The sequence below is a fragment of the Streptomyces sp. NPDC097107 genome, from assembly GCF_044762405.1.
GTDB lineage: Bacteria > Actinomycetota > Actinomycetes > Streptomycetales > Streptomycetaceae > Streptomyces > Streptomyces thinghirensis.
The window spans coordinates 186,936-210,539 of the sequence record NZ_JBIWEF010000001.1; the positions used below are offsets into that span (position 1 = coordinate 186,936).

Annotated in this window: 16 protein-coding genes and 3 pseudogenes; 9 read left to right on the top strand and 10 right to left on the bottom strand. The window is 71.3% G+C overall.

Going from position 1 to position 23,604, the window contains the following annotated elements; genetic code table 11:
• Window positions 1–3 precede the first annotated feature (3 nt).
• From ACIQ1J_RS00930 to uvrC, 7 genes are all read right to left on the bottom strand, one after another.
• A complete protein-coding gene (locus ACIQ1J_RS00930; protein WP_403552962.1) occupies window positions 4–1,215 on the bottom strand; it encodes a phosphoglycerate kinase in 1,212 nt (403 codons plus the stop codon).
• A gap of 139 nt (window positions 1,216–1,354) precedes the next feature.
• Window positions 1,355–2,362, bottom strand: coding sequence for a type I glyceraldehyde-3-phosphate dehydrogenase (gene gap / locus ACIQ1J_RS00935; protein ID WP_210963219.1), 1,008 nt, complete (start codon window positions 2,360–2,362; stop codon window positions 1,355–1,357).
• Window positions 2,363–2,589: 227 nt separating this feature from the next.
• The gene (locus ACIQ1J_RS00940) at window positions 2,590–5,544 is read right to left on the bottom strand and encodes a M14 family zinc carboxypeptidase (RefSeq protein ID WP_403552964.1); all 2,955 of its coding nucleotides are present in this window, start codon (window positions 5,542–5,544) and stop codon (window positions 2,590–2,592) included.
• 191 nt (window positions 5,545–5,735) lie between these two features.
• The gene (whiA, locus tag ACIQ1J_RS00945) at window positions 5,736–6,728 is read right to left on the bottom strand and encodes a DNA-binding protein WhiA (protein ID WP_210963217.1); all 993 of its coding nucleotides are present in this window, start codon (window positions 6,726–6,728) and stop codon (window positions 5,736–5,738) included.
• Complete coding sequence (gene yvcK, locus ACIQ1J_RS00950; RefSeq protein ID WP_403552966.1) at window positions 6,719–7,810, bottom strand: uridine diphosphate-N-acetylglucosamine-binding protein YvcK; 1,092 nt, start codon at window positions 7,808–7,810, stop codon at window positions 6,719–6,721. Before yvcK ends, whiA begins: the two co-directional genes overlap by 10 nt.
• The gene (rapZ, locus tag ACIQ1J_RS00955; RefSeq protein WP_210963215.1) at window positions 7,807–8,823 is read right to left on the bottom strand and encodes an RNase adapter RapZ; all 1,017 of its coding nucleotides are present in this window, start codon (window positions 8,821–8,823) and stop codon (window positions 7,807–7,809) included. Before rapZ ends, yvcK begins: the two co-directional genes overlap by 4 nt.
• Entirely contained in the window at window positions 8,820–10,904 is a 2,085-nt protein-coding gene (gene uvrC / locus ACIQ1J_RS00960; protein ID WP_403552969.1) for an excinuclease ABC subunit UvrC, read from the bottom strand. Before uvrC ends, rapZ begins: the two co-directional genes overlap by 4 nt.
• Before the next feature lie 381 nt (window positions 10,905–11,285).
• Between uvrC and ACIQ1J_RS00965 the strand changes: the two genes are divergently transcribed.
• Entirely contained in the window at window positions 11,286–12,236 is a 951-nt protein-coding gene (locus tag ACIQ1J_RS00965) for a hypothetical protein (RefSeq protein ID WP_210963213.1), read from the top strand.
• A 320-nt stretch (window positions 12,237–12,556) separates the two neighbouring features.
• Here the strand turns inward: ACIQ1J_RS00965 and ACIQ1J_RS00970 are convergent, their stop codons facing one another.
• Window positions 12,557–12,982: a Rieske (2Fe-2S) protein gene (locus ACIQ1J_RS00970; protein ID WP_210963212.1), complete on the bottom strand. Its 426-nt coding sequence runs from the start codon at window positions 12,980–12,982 to the stop codon at window positions 12,557–12,559.
• Window positions 12,983–13,240: 258 nt separating this feature from the next.
• Between ACIQ1J_RS00970 and ACIQ1J_RS00975 the strand changes: the two genes are divergently transcribed.
• The 3 genes and pseudogenes from ACIQ1J_RS00975 to ACIQ1J_RS00985 form a co-directional block, all read left to right on the top strand.
• Window positions 13,241–14,305, top strand: a complete 1,065-nt coding sequence (locus ACIQ1J_RS00975; RefSeq protein WP_403553778.1) for a LacI family DNA-binding transcriptional regulator — start codon at window positions 13,241–13,243, stop codon at window positions 14,303–14,305.
• The gene (locus tag ACIQ1J_RS00980; RefSeq protein ID WP_403552971.1) at window positions 14,302–15,210 is read left to right on the top strand and encodes a carbohydrate kinase; all 909 of its coding nucleotides are present in this window, start codon (window positions 14,302–14,304) and stop codon (window positions 15,208–15,210) included. Before ACIQ1J_RS00975 ends, ACIQ1J_RS00980 begins: the two co-directional genes overlap by 4 nt.
• Before the next feature lie 121 nt (window positions 15,211–15,331).
• Window positions 15,332–15,844: pseudogene (locus tag ACIQ1J_RS00985) on the top strand (YceI family protein); the annotation flags it as partial.
• Window positions 15,845–15,911: 67 nt separating this feature from the next.
• Here ACIQ1J_RS00985 and uvrA read toward each other — a convergent pair.
• Complete coding sequence (uvrA, locus tag ACIQ1J_RS00990; protein ID WP_403552973.1) at window positions 15,912–18,953, bottom strand: excinuclease ABC subunit UvrA; 3,042 nt, start codon at window positions 18,951–18,953, stop codon at window positions 15,912–15,914.
• Window positions 18,954–19,176: 223 nt separating this feature from the next.
• Between uvrA and ACIQ1J_RS00995 the strand changes: the two genes are divergently transcribed.
• From ACIQ1J_RS00995 to ACIQ1J_RS01010, 4 genes and pseudogenes are all read left to right on the top strand, one after another.
• A complete protein-coding gene (locus ACIQ1J_RS00995; RefSeq protein ID WP_403552975.1) occupies window positions 19,177–19,863 on the top strand; it encodes a maleylpyruvate isomerase family mycothiol-dependent enzyme in 687 nt (228 codons plus the stop codon).
• A 49-nt stretch (window positions 19,864–19,912) separates the two neighbouring features.
• Entirely contained in the window at window positions 19,913–20,566 is a 654-nt protein-coding gene (locus ACIQ1J_RS01000) for an MBL fold metallo-hydrolase (protein WP_210959193.1), read from the top strand.
• 322 nt (window positions 20,567–20,888) lie between these two features.
• Window positions 20,889–21,188, top strand: coding sequence for a DUF6342 family protein (locus ACIQ1J_RS01005; RefSeq protein ID WP_403552977.1), 300 nt, complete (start codon window positions 20,889–20,891; stop codon window positions 21,186–21,188).
• Window positions 21,189–21,472: 284 nt separating this feature from the next.
• Window positions 21,473–21,662, top strand: a pseudogene (locus ACIQ1J_RS01010) (MBL fold metallo-hydrolase); the annotation flags it as partial.
• Window positions 21,663–21,737: 75 nt separating this feature from the next.
• Here the strand turns inward: ACIQ1J_RS01010 and aroQ are convergent.
• Window positions 21,738–22,211 (bottom strand): type II 3-dehydroquinate dehydratase, encoded by a 474-nt coding sequence (aroQ, locus tag ACIQ1J_RS01015; RefSeq protein WP_210959185.1) that lies wholly within the window; start codon window positions 22,209–22,211, stop codon window positions 21,738–21,740.
• A gap of 104 nt (window positions 22,212–22,315) precedes the next feature.
• On the opposite strand from aroQ, the pseudogene ACIQ1J_RS01020 reads away from it, so the two are divergent.
• A pseudogene (locus ACIQ1J_RS01020) lies at window positions 22,316–23,362 on the top strand (S66 peptidase family protein).
• Window positions 23,363–23,604: the final 242 nt, after the last annotated feature.

The following is a 23,604-nucleotide window of genomic DNA, read 5'->3' on the forward strand; positions in this document are numbered from 1 at the left end:
AGGTCAGTCCTCCAGTGCGGCGAGGCCGGGGAGCGTCTTGCCCTCGAGGTATTCGAGGGAGGCGCCGCCGCCGGTCGAGATGTGGCCGAATGCGTTCTCGTCGAAGCCGAGCGTACGGACGGCCGCGGCGGAGTCGCCGCCGCCGACCACGGTGAAGCCCGGGGCGTCGAGGAGGGCCCGGGCGACCGCCTTGGTGCCCTCGGCGTAGTCGGGGTGCTCGAAGACGCCCATGGGGCCGTTCCAGAAGACGGTGGCCGCGTCGGCGAGCTTCGATGCGTACAGCTTGCGGGTCTCGGGACCGATGTCCAGACCCTCCTGGTCGGCCGGGATGGCGTCCGCGGCGACGGTGGCGGGGTTGGCCGGGGCCTTGGTCTTCAGGTCCGGGAACTCGGACGCGACCAGGACGTCGACGGGGAGGACCAGCTCGACGCCGTTCTTCTCCGCGCGCTCCATGTACTCCTCGACCGTCGGGATCTGGTCCTCCTGGAGGAGGGAGATGCCGACCTCGTGGCCCTGGGCCTTGAGGAAGGTGTACGCCATGCCGCCGCCGATGAGGAGCCGGTCGGCCTTGCCGAGCAGCTGGTCGATGACGGCGAGCTTGTCGGAGACCTTGGCGCCGCCGAGGGCGACGACGTACGGGCGCCGGACGTCGTCGGTGAGCTTCCTCAGGACGCCGACCTCGGTGGCGATGAGGTAGCCGGCGTAGTGCGGCAGGCGCTTGGGAAGGTCGAAGACCGAGGCGTGCTTGCGGTGCACCGCGCCGAAGCCGTCGCCGACGTAGACGTCCGCGAGGCCGGCCAGCCGGTCGGCGAAGGCGGCGCGCTCGGTGTCGTCCTTGCTGGTCTCACCCGCGTTGAAGCGCAGGTTCTCGATGACCGCGACCCGGCCGTCGGCGAGGCCGGCGACCGTGGACTGGGCGGCGGTGCCGACCGTGTCCTCGGCGAAGGCGACGTCGGCACCGAGCAGCTCACCGAGGCGGGCGGCGGCCGGGGCGAGGGAGAAGGCCGGGTCCGGGGCGCCCTTGGGGCGGCCCAGGTGCGAGGCGACGATCACGCGCGCGCCCGCGTCGGCCAGGGCCTTGACGGTGGGCACCACGGCGCGGATGCGGCCGTCGTCGGTGATGGTGGTGCCGTCCAGCGGCACGTTGAGGTCGGCGCGGACGAAGACGCGCTTGCCCGCGACGCCTTCGGAGAGCAGTTCGTCGATCGTCTTCAAGAGGGCTCCTGGGTTCTCGTGATCGCTCGTGATCCTACGAGGGCTGGTCGCTGCGGACGCGACGCAGGGCTCGGACAGCGCGGCCTTGCGCTGCCCGAGCCCTGCCACCGCATCGCGGTGCCTGCTGAGTCCGAGTCGATCAGAGCTGGTTGCCGATGAAGACCGTGAGGTCGACGAGGCGGTTCGAGTAGCCCCACTCGTTGTCGTACCAGCCGATGACCTTCACGCTCTTGCCGTCCTGGACCATGGTCAGGGACGAGTCGAAGGTGCAGGACGCCGGGGCGTTGACGATGTCCGAGGAGACGATCGCGTCCTCGGTGTACTCCAGGATGCCCTTGAGCTCGCCCTCGGCGGCCTTCTGGAAGGCGGCGTTGACCTCTTCCTTGGTGACCTCGCGGCTGAGCTCCAGGACGAGGTCGGTGACCGAGCCGGTCGGGACCGGGACGCGCATCGCCATGCCGTCCAGCTTGCCCTTGAGCTGCGGCAGGACCAGCGCGGTGGCCTTGGCGGCACCCGTGGTGGTCGGGATGATGTTCTCCGCGGCGGCACGGGCGCGGCGCAGGTCCTTGTGCGGGAAGTCCAGGATGCGCTGGTCGTTCGTGTACGCGTGCACCGTCGTCATCAGGCCCTTGACGATGCCGAAGTTCTCGTCGAGGACCTTGGCCATCGGCGCCACGCAGTTGGTGGTGCAGGAGGCGTTGGAGATGACGTGGTGGTTCGCCGCGTCGTACTTGTCCTGGTTGACGCCCATCACGATGGTGACGTCCTCGTCCTTGGCCGGGGCCGAGATGAGGACCTTCTTCGCGCCGCCCGCGATGTGCTTCTCGGCGTCGGCCTTCTTGGTGAAGATGCCGGTCGACTCGATGACGATGTCGACACCCAGCTCGCCCCACGGGATGTCGGCGGGGTTGCGCTCGGCGAGGACCTTGACGGTCTTGTCGCCGACGGTGATGGTGTCCTCGGTGTGCGAGACCTCCTGCTTGAGGCGGCCGAGGATGGTGTCGTACTTCAGCAGATGTGCGGTGGTCGCGGTGTCACCCAGGTCGTTGACAGCCACGATCTCGATGTCTGCACCCTGCTCCAGCAGCGCGCGGAAGTAGTTACGACCGATGCGGCCAAAGCCGTTGATGCCTACGCGGATCGTCACGAACCGATCTCCTCGTTGGTACGCCGGCCCGATGTGCCGGCGAGCTGTGTTTGGGATGTCCCCGACCACCTCCGACCCTACCTCTCCGGGGCCTCGGGGGTGACATCGAGACGACCCATACCCGGCAGGGCGGTCCGTACCCGCCAGTAGGGGTACGGACCGCCCTCGGCCACGGGGACCGATCACCCGATTTCGCTACACCGTGTCAGTCCCCAGCGGCCCGGGATTCACTCGTCCAGGGCACGCAGCGCCTGCCGGAGCAGAGCCGCCCGGGCGGCCGGCTCGGTGAGGTGCTCCAGGCCGAAGCCCAGCAGGACGGTGTCGTCCGTGGTGACCGCGCCGTACGTCTGGAACAGGGTCCCGGTGCGGGCCCAGTCCTTCAGGACGGCGGGGCTGCCCGCGGGCGGCCCGGAGACCTCCCAGGCGCCGAGCGCGGTCTCGAAGCCCTCGGTCTCGGTCGCCGTACCGCCGACGACCAGCGAGGCCTCGTCGGCGAGGACGCCGCGTCCGCCGCTGCCGGGGTCGGTGACGTAGGCGATCGACACCTCGACGGACTTCCCGGCGTAGGCGCTCAGGTCGAACTCGACCTGCCGCCAGCCCCCGGAGGAGCCGGTGAGGCTGTTCCACTGCCCGGTGGTGCCGGTCGCGGTGCAGCCGTCGTCGGACAGCGTCAGGTAGCGCTCCAGCCAGGGGTGCTCGCCCATGTAGAACCCGGCCGCGCACTCCGCCGGTACGGCCGTGCCGGTGGCGCCGCCCGTCTCGGGGAGCGTGGTCCAGTCGTCGGCGCCGGTGGTGTGCGCCTCGGCCAGGGCGTGGTCGTAGCCGCTCTCGGTGTCCCACAGCAGCTGGGTGCGGAGCGTGGGCCGGTCGGCGGCGGTGACACCGGTGAGGTCGACGGTGCGGGTGAGCCGCTTGTAGGCGTCGTCGGTGTGGACGGCGGCGGCCATCCACTCGCCCGCGTAGGGCCCGTACGGATTGACGGTGCCGGCGAACTTCCCGGCGCCCGCGCTCGCGAACTGCGGGTAGGTGTCGGTGGGCAGCTGGTCCGAGGTGACGCTGTAGGTTCCGGCGGTGTCCAAGGGGTTGCCGGGGGCGTCGCCGAGTGTGCCGGTGGTTCCGCCGAGCTTGCCGGAACCGGTGAATCCGGTGGCCCCGGGGGTCGAGGTGCGGGTGTAGGCGCCCAGGTAGTACTGGCTGAAGTCGTTGGACATGGTGCCGTCGCCGAGGTCGACGCTGCCGCCGGCCCGCTCACCCGCCTCGATCAGCCTGCCGCCCTCGTTGAGGAAGGCACGCAGCTGGAGCTGGGTGGCGTCGCCGGGCACCGCGGCACCGGTGTGGTGGACGACGGTGTGGAAGTGGTCGAGGACGCCGAGCGCGTCGGGCGCGCCCTGGGTGGCGACGTCCCAGACGGCCGCCCGCCGGCCGTTGGCCTTCAGGGCGTCGACGTACTTCTGGGTCTGCGTGGCCTTCGCGCCCTCCTCGGCGACGACGAGGACGTCCGCGCGGGGCCGCTCGGCGATCGTGTACGTGAAGTGCTCGCTCTCGGTCCGCTTGCCGTGCTTCGTCTCGCCGGCGAACCAGACCTCGACCCGGTCTCCACGGTCGCCGTCCTTGACCTTGGCCCGGTACTCGTCGAAGTAGAGGTTGTCCTCGCCGCCGTACGTCTCGCCGCCCCGCCAGGGCCGCAGTTTCATGTCGTGGACGCGTCCGCCGTTGACGCGGTACTTCAGCTCCTTGTCGCGCACCGACTTGCGTACGACGACGGAGACCTCCTGGTCGGCGCCGCGCGAGTAGGAGGTGGTGAAGGGGGCCGGGGTGAAGTCGGCGGCCTTGAGGCCGACCGCGGAGGACGGCCGGTCGGGGTGGGCGGCGCTCTCGGCGACGGAGAGCGCGAAGGGGATGTTCTTCGCGAACTCCTGCTGGATCAGTTTCTCGTCGTCGGGGAAGTTGAAGCCCGACTGGCAGTCGCCCGCGTTCCACTCGTCGTCGGGGTCCTGCTCGGAGATGGTCTGGCAGGTCGACATCTCCGGGGTGAACATCGCCATGCCGTTGACGTTGGCCGCGTGGCCGTCCGCCTCGCCGTTGGTGGTGTACAGCTCCGAGGAGACCTGCGGGTGGTAGCCGGGGATCGCGGAGTTGTCCGGCGTGCCGGCGAGCGCCTCGTAGAGGACGTCGTCCGGGGTGTTCGTGGCCACCTGCCAGCCGACGCCGTAGAGGAGGAGCTCGGCCGCGGAGTGGTAGTTGATGCCGTAGGTGAAGCCGATCCGCTTCTGGAAGGCGTCCAGGGCCTTGGTCTCGGGCTCGGAGTTCGGGCCGGTGCCCCGGTAGGTCTGGCTGGTGGGGCTGGGGGACGAGCCCTCGTCGTCGTAGCCCCACTTGTAGGCGAAGTTGCGGTTGAGGTCGACGCCGTCGCCGGTGCCGATGGCGCCGTCACCGTTGTTGTCGCGCAGGTTCTTGCGCCACAGGCGGTTGTCGGTGTTCTCGAACGTGTAGTCGTAGCCGTCGGGGTTGGCCGACAGGAGGAACCACAGTTCGGTGGAGTCGACCAGCTTCTTGATCCGCCGGTCCTTGTCGTACTTGTCCAGGTAGTGGTGCATCAGCCGCCGGGTCATCTCCGGGGTGATCCACTCGCGCGCGTGCTGGTTGGACATGTAGAGGACGGAGGGCTTGGAGCCGTCCTTCGACTTCTTCGCGTTCCTGGTGAGCTTGAGCGCGAGGATGTCCTGACCGTTCACCGTCTTGCCGATGGAGACGACCTTGGTGAGGCGGGGGTTCTCCTGCGCGGTCCGCAGGAGCTCCTCCTTGAGGCCGCCGCTGCCGCCGTACGGGCGGAAGACGCCCTCGGCGGCGTCCTCGACGCGCTTCTCGGCGCGGGTGGAGAGGGTGTGCTCCTTGAGGTCGACGCCCTGTTTCTCCAGCTTCCCGGCCTGCTGGTCGGTGAGGTAGACCTCGACGGTGGCCGTCCCCTTGCCGGGGACCTGCTCACCGAGTTCGTGGCCGTCCTGGCCGGCGGCCAGCAGCAGGGGTACCTGCTCCTGGGTCACGTCGGCGCGGAAGACCTTCACCTCGTCGGTGTCCGCGGTCGCGGGGCCGGCGGGTTGTGCCCGGGCGATGGGCGCGAAGCCCGCTCCGCCGATCAGGAGCGCGCCGACGGCGAGGATCGATCTCGCTCTTCGTCTCATGAACCCCCCTAGATGGGGCCTGTCCGACAGGCCTGTGTTCGCCACAGCAGCGAACAGATGCCAGGCTCATGACAGCTCATGATCGAGTCAAGAGCACGGCAAGGACACGCGAAAGCCGGTGCCGGTCACCCAAGCGGGCGCCCGCACCGGCTCGTTGGCGGCCCGTGTGCGGTGGGCCGACGCGCGTTCGGTCAGCCGACGAGGTTGTCGGCCAGCTCCTCCTCGCCGAGGTTGGCGTCCGTGCCGGGAATGCCGAGGTCCGAGGCCCGCTTGTCGGCCATGGCCAGCAGGCGGCGGATGCGGCCGGCGACGGCGTCCTTGGTCAGCGGCGGGTCGGCGAGGGCGCCCAGCTCCTCCAGCGAGGCCTGCTTGTGCTCCATGCGGAGCCGGCCCGCGGCGGCGAGGTGCTCGGGCACGTCGTCGGCGAGGATCTCCAGGGCGCGCTGGACCCGGGCCCCGGCGGCGACGGCCGCGCGGGCCGAGCGGCGCAGGTTGGCGTCGTCGAAGTTGGCGAGGCGGTTGGCGGTGGCGCGGACCTCGCGCCGCAGCCGCCGCTCCTCCCAGGCCAGCACAGCGTCGTGGGCGCCGAGCCGGGTGAGCAGGGCGCCGATCGCGTCGCCGTCGCGGACCACGACCCGGTCCACGCCGCGCACCTCGCGCGCCTTGGCGGGGATCGACAGCCGGCGGGCGGCGCCGACCAGCGCGAGCGCCGCCTCGGGGCCCGGGCAGGTCACCTCCAGGGAGGAGGAGCGGCCGGGCTCGGTGAGTGAGCCGTGCGCCAGGAAGGCTCCGCGCCAGGCTGCCTCGGCGTCGCAGGTGGCCCCCGAGACCACCTGCGGCGGCAGGCCGCGGATCGGGCGGCCGCGGCCGTCCACCAGGCCGGTCTGGCGGGCGAGCTGGTCACCGCCCGCGACCACCCGGACGACGAAACGCGAGCCGCGGCGCAGCCCGCCCGGCGCCATCACGATCAGCTCGGAACTGTGTCCGAAGATCTCCAGGATGTCCTGCTTGAGGCGCCGGGCCGCCCTCGCGATGTCCAGCTCCGCCTCGATCACAATGCGCCCGCTCACCAGGTGGAGGCCGCCGGCGAACCGCAGAATGGCGGATACCTCCGCCTTTCTGCAGCAGGTCCGGGTGACGGGAAGCCGGGAGATCTCGTCCTTCACCGCTGCCGTCATCGCCATGGGCCGATCCTTCCATGCATCCGAAAAATACGGTCGTACGCGGCGGCCAGCAGCTCCGGGTCGTGCCTCGGGGTCCCGTCGGTCCGGGCGACCGGAGCCAGTTCGACAGCGGCGCCGAACCGTTTCGCGGCGTCGGTGAGCGAGTCACGGTCGGGCACGGCGGCCTCGTCGGCCAGCACCACGTCCAGGGCGAGTTTAGGGGCGTGTCGTCCCAAAACCTCCAAATGACGCTGCGGTGAGAAGCCCTCGGTTTCTCCGGGTTGCGGAGCGAGGTTCAAGGAGAGCACCCGGCGGGCCTTCGTCTCGACGAGCGCGTCCAGCAGATCGGGCACGAGCAGGTGCGGGATGACCGAGGAGAACCAGGAGCCGGGGCCGAGCACCACCCAGTCCGCGTCCAGGACGGCGTCGACCGCCTCGGGGACGGCGGGCGGGTCGTTCGGCACCAGGTGGACGGACTGCACCTCGCCGGGCGTGAGCGCCACGGTGGCCTGCCCGCGCACGGTGTCCACCTCGTCGGGACGGTCCGGGTCGTGCCCCCTGACCAGGGCCTGGAGCTCCAGCGGCACGGCGGACATGGGCAGCACCCGTCCGTGGGCGCCGAGCAGCTTGCCGACCAGGTCCAGCGCCTGGACGTGGTCGCCCAGCTGCTCCCACAGGGCGACGATCAGCAGATTGCCGACCGCGTGCTCGTGCAGGTCGCCCTGGGACTGGAAGCGGTGCTGGATGACGCGGGCCCAGGTCTGGCCCCAGTCGTCGTCGCCGCACAGCGCGGCCAGCGCCTTGCGCAGGTCGCCGGGCGGCAGGACGCCCAGCTCGTCACGGAGGCGCCCGCTGGAGCCGCCGTCGTCGGCCACGGTGACGACGGCGGTGAGGTCGCCGGTGATCCGGCGCAGTGCGGCGAGCGAGGCGGACAGGCCCATGCCGCCGCCGAGGGCGACGACCTTGGGCTGGGCGCCCCGGCGGCGCGGCTTGCCGCCGCGCGCCTGTTCGGGCCGGGCGGCGCGGGCTTCGGCGGACCTGCCGCCGCGCCCCTCGGGCACCACCCGGCGCAGCCTGCTCAGCCGCGGAGTACGTCCTGTCATTCCCGTCCCATGTCCCGGTGGACGACCACCGTCTCCACGCCCTCGGCGACGAGCCGGGCGGCGAGCTTCTCCGACATGGCCACGGACCGGTGCTTGCCGCCGGTGCAGCCGACGGCGACGGTCACATAGCGCTTGCCCTCCCGACGGTAGCCTGCGGCGATCATCTGGAGCAGCTCGGTGTAGCGGTCGAGGAACTCCTTGGCCCCCGGCTGGTTGAGGACGTACGAGGACACCTCCTCGTTCAGGCCGGTGAAGGGGCGCAGCTCCGGGACCCAGTGCGGGTTGGGCAGGAAGCGCATGTCCACGACCAGGTCGGCGTCGACCGGGAGGCCGTACTTGAAGCCGAAGGACATGACGGTGGCCCGCAGCTCGGGCTCCTCGTCGCCGGCGAACTGGGCGTCCATCTTGGCGCGCAGCTCGTGCACGTTGAGGCTGGAGGTGTCGATCACCAGGTCGGCGTCGCCGCGCAGCTCACGCAGCAGTTCCCGCTCGGCGGCGATGCCGTCGACGATGCGGCCGTCGCCCTGGAGGGGGTGCGGGCGGCGCACCGACTCGAAGCGGCGCACCAGTGCCTCGTCGGAGGACTCCAGGAAGACGATCCGGCGGGTGACGCCGCGGGAGTCGAGATCCGCGAGGGATTCACGCAGATTGTCGAAGAAGCGCCGGCCGCGGACGTCGACGACGACCGCGATCCGTGCCACGTTGCCCTGGGAGCGGGCGCCGAGCTCCACCATGGTGGGGATCAGCGCGGGCGGGAGGTTGTCGACGACGAACCAGCCCAGGTCCTCCAGACACTTGGCCGCCGTCGAGCGGCCGGCCCCGGACATACCGGAGATGATCACCAGCTCGGGGATGGCCGCCTCGTGCGCCCCGGCTGTTTCCTTGCCCGTACTCACCTGTGCTCCGTCGTCCTGGCGCTGTTCGGAAGCGGCCGTCTGCGGGCCCGTCCCCTCGCCGGTCGTGCCGTGGGCCTGTTCTCGCCCCACTGTGGGCTGTGCCTCGTGCTCGGTCATCTCTCCTGCCCCCGTCGTTCGTCCTGGGTGCCCGCGGTCACGGGCTCCCCAGGGGCATCCGCCGTCGTCTCGGGTGCCCCGTCCTCGTCATCAATGATCTCTCCGGTCGCCGTGTTCACGGCGGGCGCGGCCGGGGTGGCCCGGGCGAGGGCCACGGCCACGGTCTCGGCCGTCTTGCGGCCTATGCCGGGCACCTCGCAGATCTGGTCGATCGTCGCCGACCGCAGCTTCTTCACCGAACCGAAGTGCTTGATCAGCGCCTGCCTGCGGGTCTCCCCGAGGCCCGGCACGTCGTCCAGCGGGCTGGAGCGGAAGCGCTTGGCGCGCTTGGCCCGCTGGTAGGTGATCGCGAAGCGGTGCGCCTCGTCACGGACCCGCTGCAGCAGGTACAGGCCCTCGCTGGTGCGGGGCAGGACGACCGGGTCGTCCTCGCGGGGCAGCCAGACCTCCTCCAGGCGCTTGGCGAGTCCGCAGACGGCGATGTCGTCGATGCCCAACTCGTCCAGGGCCCGCTGCGCCGCCGCGACCTGCGGCTGCCCGCCGTCGACGACGACGAGCTGGGGCGGGTAGGCGAAGCGCTTGGGCCGGCCGTCGTCGTCCTTCAGGGCCGGGCCGTCCGTGAGCTGCTCGCCGCCGCCCGCCTCCGTGCCGTCCTCCCCGTCCGCCCACTCGCCGGTCTTCTCCTTCTCGGCGAGGTAGCGGCGGAAGCGGCGGGTGATGACCTCGTGCATGGAACGGACGTCGTCCTGTCCGGCGAAGCCCTTGATCTGGAACCGGCGGTACTCGCTCTTCCGGGCCAGCCCGTCCTCGAAGACGACCATGGAGGCCACGACGTCGTCGCCCTGGAGGTGCGAGATGTCGTAGCACTCGATCCGGAGCGGGGCGCTGTCCAGGTCGAGGGCGTCGGCGATCTCCTCCAGCGCGCGTGAGCGCGTCGTCAGGTCGGAGGCGCGCTTGGTCTTGTGCAGGACGAGCGCCTGCTGGGCGTTGCGCTGGACGGTCTCCATCAGCGCCTTCTTGTCGCCGCGCTGCGGGATGCGCAGCGACACGCCCGACCCGCGGCGCTCCGTCAGCCACTGCTGGACCGGCTCCACCGGGTCGGGCAGGGCGGGGACCAGGACCTCCTTGGGGACCGCGTCCCCGGTCTCCTCGCCGTACAGCTGCTGGAGGGCGTGCTCGACGAGGGCGCCGGTGGTGATCTCCTCCACCTTGTCCGTGACCCAGCCGCGCTGGCCGCGCACGCGTCCGCCGCGCACGTGGAAGATCTGGACGGCCGCCTCCAGCTCGTCCTCGGCGACCGCGATCAGGTCGGCGTCGGTCGCGTCGGCGAGCACCACCGCGCTCTTCTCCATGGCCTTCCTCAGGGCCCCGATGTCGTCGCGCAGGCGCGCCGCCCGCTCGTACTCCATCTCGTCGGCCGCCTCGGCCATCTGCCGCTCCAGGCGGCGCAGGTAGGTGCCGGTGCGGCCGGCCATGAAGTCGCAGAACTCGTCGGCCAGGTCCCGGTGGTCGTCCGGGGAGATGCGCTCGACGCAGGGCGCCGAGCACTTGCCGATGTAGCCGAGCAGACAGGGGCGGCCGGTCCGGGCGGCGTTCTTGAAGACGCCGGCGGAGCAGGTGCGCACCGGGAAGACGCGCAGCAGGAGGTCGACCGTGTCGCGGATCGCCCAGGCGTGTCCGTACGGCCCGAAATACCGCACGCCCTTCTTCTTGTGGCCGCGCATCACCTGCACGCGCGGGAACTCCTCGTTCATCGTCACCGCGAGGTAGGGGTAGCTCTTGTCGTCGCGGTACTTCACGTTGAACCGGGGGTCGTACTCCTTGATCCAGGAGTACTCCAGCTGCAGCGCCTCGACCTCCGTGGACACCACGGTCCACTCCACGGACGCGGCCGTGGTGACCATGGTGCGGGTGCGGGGGTGAAGGCTCGCCAGGTCCTGGAAGTAGTTCGCCAGGCGCTGGCGCAGGCTCTTCGCCTTTCCGACGTAGATCACCCGGCGGTGCTCGTCGCGGAACCTGTACACCCCCGGGGAGTCCGGGATCTCACCCGGCCTGGGGCGGTAGCTGGAGGGGTCGGCCATGACTCACACCCTACTGGCGGGGGCCGACACTCCGGCGGGGCTGTGGACGACGGGCCGGGGCCCTGTGGACGACCGGAGGAAGGGCCGGAGGCGGAGACGGTCCGGGGCCGTTCGGTCACGCCGAGTGCCCTCGGGGCGGCGGGCCGGTGCGTTCTCGGCCAGGAGCGTGTCGAGGTCGGGCGCCAGGTGTTGTCGGGGCTTGGTCAACACGCTTCAATGCGGGGGGACTCGGGGCCCTGGAGCGCGGCGTACGGACATGTGAAGACCCTCTGTGCCGCAACGGGGGCGGCGGCCCCGACCCATCCCCCCGACGGGTCCTCTGGACGGATCCGCGTCGAACGGTCTGACCAGCCGTTGTGGACTTCACAGAAAGGCCCCTGCATGCCGCACGCCACCCAGCACGCGGACGTCGTCACCGCGGAACTCGACTCGGCCCTGCGCGGCGGCCCCTTCCACGTCGCGCTGCGCGCCGCGATCGCCGCTCGCGGACTGCCGCTGCAGCGCGTGCAGCACCACCTGACGCGCCACGGGGTGAGAGTGGGCGTCACGAGTCTGAGCTACTGGCAGCAGGGCGCCCGGCGGCCGCAGCGCCCGGAGTCGCTGCGGGCCGTGCGGGCGCTGGAGGAGATACTCCAACTGCCCGAGGAGTCACTGATACGCCTGCTGGCCGAGGCCGACGAGGACACCTCGGCCAAGCGGCCCGCGGCCCGTTCCTACCGCTCCTATGTAGAGGCCTCGGGCGTACTCGACCAGCTGCTGGCCGAGCTGGACCATCCGCCGTCGGACGGCGGGGTGTACACCCTCGGGCACCACGAACTCATCCGGGTCGGGCCCCGCCGCGAGCTGGCGGGCCGCGAGTCGCACCACATCGTCCGCGCCCACCGCGACGGCGTCGACCGCTTCGTCGCCGTCCACCAGGGCGACCCGGGATGCACTCCCGCGCGGATGACCGTCCACGCGCTGGAGAACTGCCGTACGGGACGCGTCCGCACCCATCACGACACCGGCGTGCTCGTGACCGAGTTGCTCTTCGACACGCGCCTGCGGGCCGGGGAGACCCACCTCTTCCGGTACGGCGTGGAGGACGGTACGGCGGGGGCTTCGCGCGAATACGTCCGCGGATTCGGTTCGGCGAGCGGACAGTACGCGCTCCAGGTGCGGTTCGACGCCGCGGCCCTGCCGGTGCGCTGCCACCGGTTCACGCAGCACTCGCCGGCGGCACCGCGCGGCGGCCGGCAGGAACTGACCCTCAGCGGGCGGCACCGCTCGGTGCATCTCGTGGAGCCGCGAGTGCGGTCGGGGATGCTGGGGATCGGGTGGGACTGGGAGTGAGCGGGGGGTAGCGGGCGGGGCCCGGGGCGAGCGGAGGGCTGAGGTGATCGGACGGGCCCGGGGTGAGCCGGCGGCCCGGAACGATCGGCAGGGCCTGAGGTGATCGGACGGGGCCCGGGGCGAGCCGGGGGCCCGGAACGATCGGCAGGGCCTGAGGTGATCGGACGGGGCCCGGGGCGAGCCGGGGGCCCGGGAATGACCGGCAGGGCATAGGGCGAGCGGGCGAGGCCCGGGGCGAGCCGGGGCCCGGGAATGACCGGCAGGGCCTGGGGCGAGCGGGCGGGGCCCGGGAATGAGTGGATGGCGTCGGCCCGTGCCGGTCAGATCCCGGGGCTCGCGACGATCCGGCCCTGCTTCACCTCGACCGGCAGTTCGATGAGCGGAGCGGTCGCCGGGGCGTGCAGCACCTCGCCGGTCAGGGCGTCGAATTCGCTGCCGTGGCAGGGGCAGACGAGTTTCGTTCCCTGCAGCTTCTTGATGGGGCAGCCCGCGTGCGTGCAGACCGTGCTGAACGCTTTCAGGGAGCCGTCCTCGGCCCGGCTGACCACCACGTTCGCGTCCCGGTAGAGCTTGGTCGCGCCCGTGGCGACCTCGCCGTCCGTACCGAGGTCGACGGGTGCGGTCGGCCTGGCCGGCGCGGCTCCGTCGTCGCCCGGTGAGCAGGCTGCCGGACCGAGTCCGGCGACAGGCGTGAGGGCCGCCGAGCGCAGGACGGTGCGGCGGCTCGGGACGGTACGGCCGGGCATGCGTTCTCCACTGGTCGGGGGCGTGCAGGGCGACGATATCCGGCGGCCGTGGCCGCGACGGATGGCGGGTGGCGAGTGGCGGGCTGCGGGCTACGGGCTGCGGGTGGCACCGACGCGGTGGTACCGCGCGAAGGTCGCGTAAACGCTTGCGCAAGCGCTTACGCGACCTTCGCGAATGGGGTACGGTCCCGGCCAGTACACGCGGGCGGTCCGCGATCCGGAGACGGACGGATGGCAGTACGGGAAGGGGGCACCCCGATGGCGACCATGGCCGATGTCGCACGCAGCGCCGGGGTCTCCGTGGCGACCGTCTCGCACGTGCTCAACGACACCCGTCCCGTGCTGCCGCGCACCCGCCAGGCGGTGCTGGACGCCATCGAGGAGCTCGGCTACACCCCGAACACCCTCGCCCGCTCCCTGGTGACCTCCCGGACCCGCTCCATCGGGCTCGCGGTGTCGGCGATCAGCAACCCGTATTTCACGGAGATCCTCCAGGGCGTCGAGGCCGCCGCCCTGGAACACGGATACAGCCTGCTCATCGCAGACCCCCACGACGATCCGGGGCACGAGCGCAAGGTCGTCCAGCTACTGCACGAACGACGCGTGGACGGCATGATCGTCGCGCCCTCCGCCGATCCGCGCGACCTCGTCGCCTACCTCGGCCGTCACCGCGTGCCGGCCGTGTTCCTCGACCGGATCCTGGACGTGCCGGAGGGCGGGGAGGCCCCGCGCTTCGACCAGGTGTGCGCCGAGAGCGCCGAGCCGACGACCCGGCTGGTCACCCATCTCTCCGGGCTCGGCCACCGCAGGATCGGGCTGGTCGCGGGCCGGCCGGGGCTCAGCACGACGCGCGAGCGGATCACCGGCTACCGGCACGGCCTCGCCGCCGCCGGACTGCCGTACGACGAACGGCTCCTGGTCCACGGCGACTCCGAGGCGGCCGGCGGGGAACGGGCCGCGGCGGCCCTGCTGTCCCTGGCGGTGCCGCCCACCGCGCTGGTCACCGCCAACAACGCGATGACCATCGGCGCGCTGCGCGCCCTGCGGGACCGCGGTCTGTCCGTGCCCGGTGACCTCGCGCTGTGCTGCTTCGACGATTTCGCCTGGGCCGACCTCTTCTCCCCCGGGCTCACCGCCGTCGCGCAGCCCAGCAGGGAGCTCGGCACCGAGGCCGTGCGCCTGCTGCTGGAACGCCTCGCCGCGCCGGACCGGCCGGTGCGGGCCCTTCGGCTGCCCTGCGCCTTCGTCCACCGCACCTCGTGCGGCTGCCCCGAGCAGCCCCGGCAAGCCTCCGCAAGGGCTCACGAAAGGAATCTCCCGTGATCGTCGTCGCCGGTGAGGCACTGATCGACCTGGTACCGCAGGGCACGGGTGCCCTCGCCGCGCTACGGCCGGCCCTCGGCGGCGGACCGTACAACACGGCCGTCGCGCTGGGCCGACTCGGCTCGCCCGCCGCCTTCTGCTCCCGGGTGTCGCACGACGCCTTCGGCGAGGCGCTGCTGGACCGGCTGCGGGAAACGGGCGTGGACGTCACGCCGGTGCAGCGCGGGGCCGAGCCGACGACGCTCGCCGTGGCCTCGGTGGGCGCGGACGGCTCGGCGGCGTACTCCTTCTATGTGGACGGGACGGCGGACCGGCTGTTCTCGGTGCCCGCCGCGCTGCCGTCCGGAACCCGGGCGGTCTCCTTCGGGACCTGCTCCCTGGTGCTGGAGCCGGGGGCGAGCGCGTACGAGGAACTGCTGCGCGAGACGGCCGCGCGGGGGGTCTTCACGGCTCTGGACCCGAACATCCGGGCCGGGTTGATTCCGGACCCGGACGCCTACCGGGCCCGGTTCAGGAGCTGGCTGCCGTCGGTGTCGCTGCTGAAACTGTCCGCCGAGGACGCCGAGTGGCTGGGCGGCACGCCCCGGGAGTGGCTGGCGGCGGGCCCGGCGGCGGTCGTGATCACCCGGGGCGGTGCGGGACTGACGGCGTACACCCGTGACGGGGGCGAGTACGCCGTGCCGGGCGAGCGGGTCGACGTGGTGGACACGATCGGCGCGGGCGACACGGTGAACGCGGCGCTGCTGCACGGCCTCGCGGTACGGGACGCCCTCGACGACGAGGCCGTGGCCGGTCTGGGGGCGGAGGGCTGGGCGGAACTGCTGGGGTTCGCCGCCCGCGCGGCGGCGGTCACCTGTTCGCGGGCGGGCGCGGAGCCGCCGTACGCCCACGAGGTGGCCGTCTGAGCCGTATCGGCGCGGGCTCCGGGCCCGGGGGTGTGGCTCAGCCCGCCGGCCGTACGGCACGCAGGGCGCCGGGGCGGCGGCCGTCGAGGCGGTCCAGCGCCGCGGCCGCGGCGTCGTCCGCGGGCAGTGGGCGATGGACCCGTTCCACTCCGCCGTGAACTTCACCATCCGCCACCTGGGCATCGCGAAGGTGCGGGGGCGCTTCGGCGGGGTGCGGGCCGAGCTCTTCGTCGGGGAGCGGATCGAGGACGTCCGGGTGTCCGCGACGATCGATCTGGCCTCCATCGACACCGGGAACGCCGACCGGGACGCACACGTACGCGCCTCCGACCTGCTCGACGTGGCCAAGCGGCCGACGATGACCTACCGCTCGACCCGGGTGTGGGGCGAGGGCGAGGACTGGACCATGGCCGGCGAGCTGACGATCGGTCACGCGACCCGCCCGGTGACGCTCGCCGTGGAGTTCGGCGGGCTGGGAGCCATGACCGCCGGCGGCGACGGCCGGCACGCCGGGTTCGAGGCGACGGGTGAGATCCGGCGCAGCGAGTTCGGCCTGGACTTCGCTCCGGGGCTGCTCGGGGAGGTGGTGAAGATCCAGCTCGACATGCAGTTCGTGGAGCCGGCGACCGCCTGAGCGCGTCGGCCGTGTGAACGCCGCGCCGGCCCCACGGGACCGTCCGTGGGGCCGGCGCGGTTTCGGCTCAGGCCTTGCTCGTCCGCGTCGTCTTCTTCGCGGCGGGCTTGGTGGCCTTCGCGGGGGCCTTCTTGGCCGCCTTGGCGGCGGTCTTCTTCGCGGCCGTGCCGGTGACCGACTTGGTGGCGGTCTTCTTGGCGGTGGTCTTGGCCGCCACCGTCTTCGCCGCCTTGCGCGGGGTCTTCACCGTGACCGCGTCGCTGATCCGGTCGGCGCCGAGGACCTCCTGGAGGAACTTGCCGGTGTGGCTGGCGGGAACGCCGGCCACCTGCTCGGGCGTGCCCTCGGCGACCACCAGGCCACCACCGGCGCCGCCCTCGGGGCCCATGTCGACGACCCAGTCGGCGGTCTTGATCACGTCGAGGTTGTGCTCGATGACGATGACCGTGTTGCCCTTGTCGACCAGGCCGGACAGGACGGTCAGCAGCTTGCTGATGTCCTCGAAGTGCAGACCGGTGGTCGGCTCGTCGAGGACGTAGACCGTGCGCCCGGTGGAGCGGCGCTGCAGCTCGCTGGCGAGCTTGACGCGCTGGGCCTCGCCGCCGGACAGGGTGGTCGCGGACTGGCCGAGCCGGACGTAGCCGAGGCCGACGTCCTTCAGCGTCTTCATGTGCCGGGAGATGGCGGGGACCGCCTCGAAGAAGTCGGTCGCCTCCTCGATCGGCATGTTCAGGACGTCGGCGATGGACTTGCCCTTGTAGTGGACCTCCAGGGTCTCCCGGTTGTACCGGGCGCCGTGGCAGACCTCACACGGGACGTAGACGTCCGGCAGGAAGTTCATCTCGATCTTGATCGTGCCGTCGCCCGCGCAGTTCTCGCAGCGGCCGCCCTTGACGTTGAAGGAGAACCGGCCGGGCATGTAGCCGCGGACCTTCGCCTCGGTCGTCTCGGCGAACAGCTTGCGGACGTGGTCGAAGACGCCGGTGTACGTCGCCGGGTTCGATCGCGGGGTGCGGCCGATGGGCGACTGGTCGACGTGGACGACCTTGTCGACGAGGTCGTCGCCGTCCACGCTCGTGTGCCGGCCGGGAACGCTCCGGGCGCCGTTCAGCTCGCGCGCCAGGTGCGTGTACAGGATGTCGTTGACCAGGGTCGACTTGCCGGAGCCCGAGACGCCGGTGACGGCCGTGAACACGCCCAGCGGGAAGGACACGTCGATGTCCTGGAGGTTGTTCTCACGGGCGCCGTGCACGGTGAGCTGCCGGGAGGGGTCGCGCGGGCGCCGGATGTCGGGCAGCGGGATGGCCTTCTTGCCGGACAGGTACAGGCCGGTCTGCGACTCGGCGTTGTCGAGCAGCTCCTTGAGGGAGCCGCTGTGCACGACCTTCCCGCCGTGCTCGCCGGCGCCGGGGCCGATGTCGACGATCCAGTCGGCGACCTTGATGGTGTCCTCGTCGTGCTCGACGACGATGAGGGTGTTGCCCATGTCGCGGAGCCGGACGAGGGTCTCGATCAGCCGGTGGTTGTCGCGCTGGTGCAGGCCGATGGACGGCTCGTCGAGGACGTACAGCACGCCGACGAGTCCGGAGCCGATCTGGGTGGCCAGGCGGATGCGCTGGGCCTCGCCGCCGGAGAGGGTGCCGGCCGCGCGGTTCAGCGAGAGGTAGTCCAGGCCGACGTCGACCAGGAACCGCAGCCGCTCGTTGACCTCCTTCAGCACGCGCTCGGCGATCTTCTTGTCGCGGGCGCTGAGCTTCAGCTCGCCCAGGAAGTCCGCGCAGTCGCTGATGGACATCGCCGAGACCTCGGCGATCGACTTGCCCATGACGGTGACCGCGAGGACGAGCGGCTTCAGGCGGGTGCCCTCACAGGTGGGGCAGGGCACCTCGCGCATGTAGCCCTCGAAGCGCTCGCGGCTGGCGTCGCTCTCGGCCTCGCTGTGCCGGCGCTTGACGAAGGGGATCGCGCCCTCGAAGGCCGTGGTGTACCGGCGCTCGCGTCCGTACCGGTTGCGGTAGCGGACCTCGACCTGGGTCTTGTGGCCGTACAGCAGGGCCTTGCGGGCGCGCAGCGGCAGGCCCGCGAAGGGGATGTCCGTACGGAAGCCCAGGGCGTCCGCCAGGGCACCGATGAGGCGGCCGAAGTAGTCCTTGGTGTGCCCGTGCGACCAGGGGTGGATGGCGCCCTCGTCGAGGGACTTGTCCTCGTCCGGGACGATCAGTTCCGGGTCGACCTCCATGCGGGTGCCGATGCCGGAGCAGTCGGGGCAGGCACCGAAGGGCGAGTTGAAGGAGAAGGAGCGGGGCTCCAGTTCCTCGAAGGACAGGTCGTCGTACGGGCAGTACAGGTGCTCGGAGTACATGCGCTCGCGCTCGGGGTCGTCCTCGGGGAGGTCGACGAAGTCGAGCACGACCATGCCGCCGGAGAGGCCGAGGGCGGTCTCCACGGAGTCGGTGAGGCGGCGCTTGGCGGTGTCCTTCACCGTGAGGCGGTCGACGACCACCTCGATGGTGTGCTTCTCCTGCTTCTTCAGCGTGGGCGGGTTGGAGAGCTGGATGGTCTCGCCGTCGACCCGCGCGCGGGAGTAGCCCTTGGTCTGGAGTTCGGCGAAGAGGTCGACGAACTCGCCCTTGCGCTCGCGCACCAAGGGCGAAAGCACCTGGAAGCGGCTGCCCTCCGGCAGCTCCAGGACCTTGTCGACGATGGCCTGCGGCGACTGGCGCGTGATCGGCCGGGCGCACTGGGGGCAGTGCGGCTTGCCGATGCGGGCGAAGAGCAGGCGCAGGTAGTCGTAGACCTCGGTGATGGTGCCGACCGTGGAGCGAGGGTTGCGCGAGGTCGACTTCTGGTCGATGGAGACCGCCGGGGAGAGGCCCTCGATGAAGTCGACGTCCGGCTTGTCCATCTGGCCGAGGAACTGCCGGGCGTAGGAGGAGAGTGACTCCACGTAGCGCCGCTGGCCCTCGGCGAAGATGGTGTCGAAGGCCAGGGAGGACTTGCCCGACCCGGACAGGCCCGTGAAGACGATGAGCGAGTCACGAGGCAGGTCGAGCGAGACGTTCTTCAGATTGTGCTCGCGCGCGCCACGGACGATGAGACGGTCGGCCACGCCGGTCCGCACCTTTCTTGAGAGAAGTGACAGGGGCGAGGCCCCCGTCTTTCTCAGACTAGGGGGAGCCACTGACAACGCCGGTCGGATTCACCGGTTGCCAACAAACCCCGACTCCCCAGCATGCCCGACGCCGCCTCCGACCATATAGCACGTGCATTCGATTTGCGGGGGTCGTCCATCGTCTTCACCCGAAGGTGTGGCGCGGTCTAGGGTCAGCACCATGATTGATCACGCGCATGACCTGGCGTCTGTACGTGACGCTACCGAGCGGCTGCTCACCGCGGTCGGGAAACTGGACGACGCGTCCGTGACGGAGTCGTCACGGCTTCCGGGCTGGACCCGCGGCCACGTCCTCGCCCACCTCGCCCGTAACGCGGACGCCCTCGTGAACGTCTTCGAAGGACGCACCATGTACGTCTCCGGCGAGGCCCGGGACGCCGACATCGAGCGGGGCGCCCCGCGCCCGCTGGACGCCCAGCTCGCCGACGTCCGAGAGAGCGCTGCCCGGTTGCAGGACGCCTGGGCAGTGCCCGGGGACTGGTCGCGCACGGTGGTGTTGCGCAACGGGATCACCGACTCGGCCTCCCGGGTGCCGTTCCGGCGCTGGGTCGAGGTGGAGCTGCACCACGTGGACCTGGGCATCGGGTACGAGCTGGAGGATCTTCCGGCGGAGTTCACGGAGCGGGAGACCGAATTCCTGGCCGCCCGGTTCGCCGGGCACCCGGACGTGCCGCCCACCCGCCTCACGGACGGCACGCGCGCGTGGAGCACGGGCAGGGGGGCGAGCGCCCCGGAGGTGACCGTCACCGGTCCCCCGGCCGACCTGCTCGGCTGGCTCGCCGGGCGCCGCGAGGGGACCGCGCTGTCGGCGGAGGGCGGCCCGCTGCCGTCACTGCCGCCGCTGTAGCCCGGGACGGCGGCCTGCGGGCCACCTCCCCGGCGCTAGGCTGGCGTACATGACGTACAGCGGACAGGTGCAGGTCGGTGGCCCCGCCGACGTGCACGAGCTCAAGGACCTGATGATCACCAAGGTCGCGGTCGGCCCGATGGACAACAACGCCTATCTGCTGCGCTGCCGGGCCACCGACGAGCAGTTGCTGATCGACGCCGCGAACGACGCGCACTCACTGCTCGGCACGATCGGTGACGGCGGCCTCGCTTCCGTCGTCACCACCCACCGGCACGGCGACCACTGGCAGGCGCTCGCCGACGTCGTCGCGGCCACCGGCGCCCGCACCTACGCGGGCCGGCACGACGCCGAGGGCATCCCGGTGCCGACCGACGTCCCGGTGGACGACGGCGACACGATCCGGGTGGGGCAGGTGGAACTCACCGCGCGCCACCTGGTCGGGCACACTCCGGGCTCCATCGTCGTGGTGTACGACGACCCGCACGGACACCCCCATGTGTTCACCGGGGACTGCCTCTTCCCCGGCGGTCCTGGACGGACAACACAGCCGGAGGAGTTCAACTCCCTGATGGACGGGCTGGAGGCCAAGGTGTTCGGCGCCCTGCCGGACGAGACCTGGGTCTACCCCGGCCACGGCAACGACACCACGCTCGGCGACGAGCGGCCCCACCTGGCGGAGTGGCGCGCGCGAGGCTGGTAGCCACGACACATCCCGCACAGCCGACCGCACCCGTGCGCGTCGGCGTCCGCGAGAACGTCAGGGACGGCCGCGGCCCCGGCACAGCAGGGAGCCCGCACAACCGGACAGATCAGCGAATCCTCGGCTGTCACGGCGATTTCCGGGCGTTTCCTCCCTTGATTGGCTTGAACGCTGATTCAAGACCGTTGGGGCAGAAATCCAGTCACACGCAGAACTTCCAGTGACGGTACATGCGCTATCCGCATAGATTCGGCCATGGTTCGAGCGCCCCGCAGCGGCCCGTGCTGAAGGCCCATTCACCGGTGCTGAAGGGGGAAGTCGCATGGCTGACATCGATCTCGGAGTGGCAACGGATTGGGACGAGGGGGACACGCACGGCCGCGTCAAGCTGCGGCAGAACCAGACCTACCCGAACTCGCCCAAGAAGGACGTGCTCATCAGCTCCCCTGTGAGCATCGAGCTGTCCGTGAACTCGAACTACTCCACCTCGCAGGAGGCGGACAAGATCTACTTCACGACCCATCACGGCTCGAGGAAGAAGATCATCGCGGTGCTCGACTCCGAAGGAAACCTGCACATCGCCGGGCGCCTGATCACCGAGCAGAAGGACCTCCGCTACTAGCGGTTCCCTCCCTCCGCGGCGGGCGGCAAGGCCGCGCCATCAGGTGAAGCGGCCCGTCTCCCACCCGCACAGCGCAAGGGCCCGCACGACCCGAGACCGGTCGCGCGGGCCCTTTCCGTGTCCGGAGATCCGCCGCGGCCTGCACGGCAGCGGGCCCGGCGGTCACTCGCCCTCCGCGACCTCCGGGGCGGGCGCCCGTGGCCCGATTGGTCCGGGTAGGCCAGCTCAGCCAGCCATTGCTACCCCGCCCGTGCTGCCTCGGGCGGAGGTCGACGCGGAAGCGCTTGTTCCCTGGCGGTGTGGGGCGACACGCACGACGATCCGAAGGCGTTCGCGAGCCTGATCCATGATGTCGGTACCAAGGTCTTCGACGTGCTCCCGGACGAGACGTGGATCTACCCCGGGCACGGCAAGGACACCTCGATCGGCGCGGAACGGCCGCATCTGCCGGAGTGGCGCGCACGCGGCCGGTGACTGCCGCGTGCGCCTGCGACGCGTTCACGGGCCGCCGGTCCCCCGGTTCCCGCCGTCGACCGGCGCCCCGGCGTCTCAGGTCCGAGCCTGTCCAGCCCCGGCCAGCGCCGCGATCCGTTCCACACCGAACACGTACCCCTGCACACCGCATCCCGCGATCACCCCGTCGGCGCGCTGCGAGACGTAGGAGTGGTGGCGGAAGGACTCGCGCTGGTGGATGTTGGAGATGTGCACCTCCACCACCGGCAGCCCGTCGCAGGTGTTGAGCGCATCCAGGATCGCGACGGAGGTGTGCGAGTAGGCGGCGGGGTTGATCACGATCCCGCAGTGGTTCAGCCGGGCCTCGTGGATCCAGTCGACGAGTTCGCCCTCGTGGTTGGACTGCCGGAAGTCCACCGTGCCGCCGTGTGCCGTCGCCGCCTTCACGCACAGGGCCTCGACGTCGGCGAGGGTGTCGGAGCCGTAGATCTCCGGCTGACGCTGACCCAGCAGGTTCAGGTTGGGGCCGTTGAGGATCATGATCGGGGCGTTGGCCAGGTTGCGGGGCACGGTTCCTCCGGTCCGTTCGGGGTGCGGCGGCCTTCGCGCGACCGCTGCTCGAACCCCGGTTTATCACGGTGCGCCGATGATCCGGCCGGCCGTACCCTCCGTGCATGACCCCGATCGCGTATCCGCCCAAGCCCTCGCCCGGCGACCGTGTCGCGGTGATATCCCCCTCCTCCGGACTGCCTGGACTCTTCCCGCGCCCCTACGAGTTGGGCCTGGAACGGCTGCGCAAGGAGTACGGCCTGGAGCCGGTGGAGTAACCGGCCACCCGGAAGATGGGCTCGACGCCCGGTGAGCGGGCCGCCGACATCCACGCGGCCTTCGCCGACCCCGGCATCGAGGCCGTGATCGCGTCGATCGGCGGCGACGACCAGATCACCGTGCTGCCGCTGCTGGACCAGGAGCTGATCCGGGCCAATCCGAAGCCGTTCTTCGGCACCAGCGACAACACGAACCTGCTCGCCTACCTGCGCAGCACGGGCATCGTCGGCTACCACGGCGCGAGTGTCATGGTCGAGCTGGGGCGTCCCGGTGCCATGCATCCGCAGACCGCCGACTCCCTGCGCGCGGCGCTGTTCACCTCGGGGCCGTACGAGCTGCGGCCCGCCGAGCGGTGGAACGACGTCAACCGTGACTGGGCCGACCCGGCGACCTTCGACGAGGAACCCGGATCCCGGCCCGGGTCGGGCTGGTCCTGGGTGAACGCCGACCGGGTGGCCGAGGGCCGCAGTTGGGGCGGCTGCCTGGAGATCCTCGCCTGGCTGCTGATGGCCGACCGCGAGATCGCCCGCGACCCGGCGGAGTACGACGGCGGTGTGCTGATCCTGGAGACGTCCGAGGAGATGCCGAGCGCCACGGAGGTCTTCCGCACCCTGCGCAACATGGGCGAGCGCGGGCTGCTCCGCCGCTTCTCCGCGCTGCTGATGGCCCGCCCGAAGACGTGGTCGTTCGAACGTCCCAACAGCCCCGACGAAGCCGCCCGGTACGCGGCGGAGCAGCATGAGGCGGTACTCCGGGCTATGCGGACCTACGCGCCCGAGGCCACGATCGTCTTCGACGTGGATTTCGGCCACACCGATCCGCAGGTCGTCATCCCGTACGGGGGCACCGTACGGGTCGACGGGCCCGACCGGCGCATCACCGTCACGTACTGACCGCTCGCCCCGTCTGCGTCCGCGTGTCTACGGGTTGGCCGCGAGTTCCGGATACGCCGCGGACAGCACCAGGTGGACGCCTCCCCTGCAGGGGCGTGGCACGGCTGATCTGCACGCAGTCGCGTTGCCGCACCGTGAGGGATGCCATGAACAGGCCGTAGATGCGGCGGTCGTCCGAAACCTGATGAGCGCCCTGGGACGGGTGACCCTGCGGAGCTCGTCGCACAGGGCGACGGGCCTCG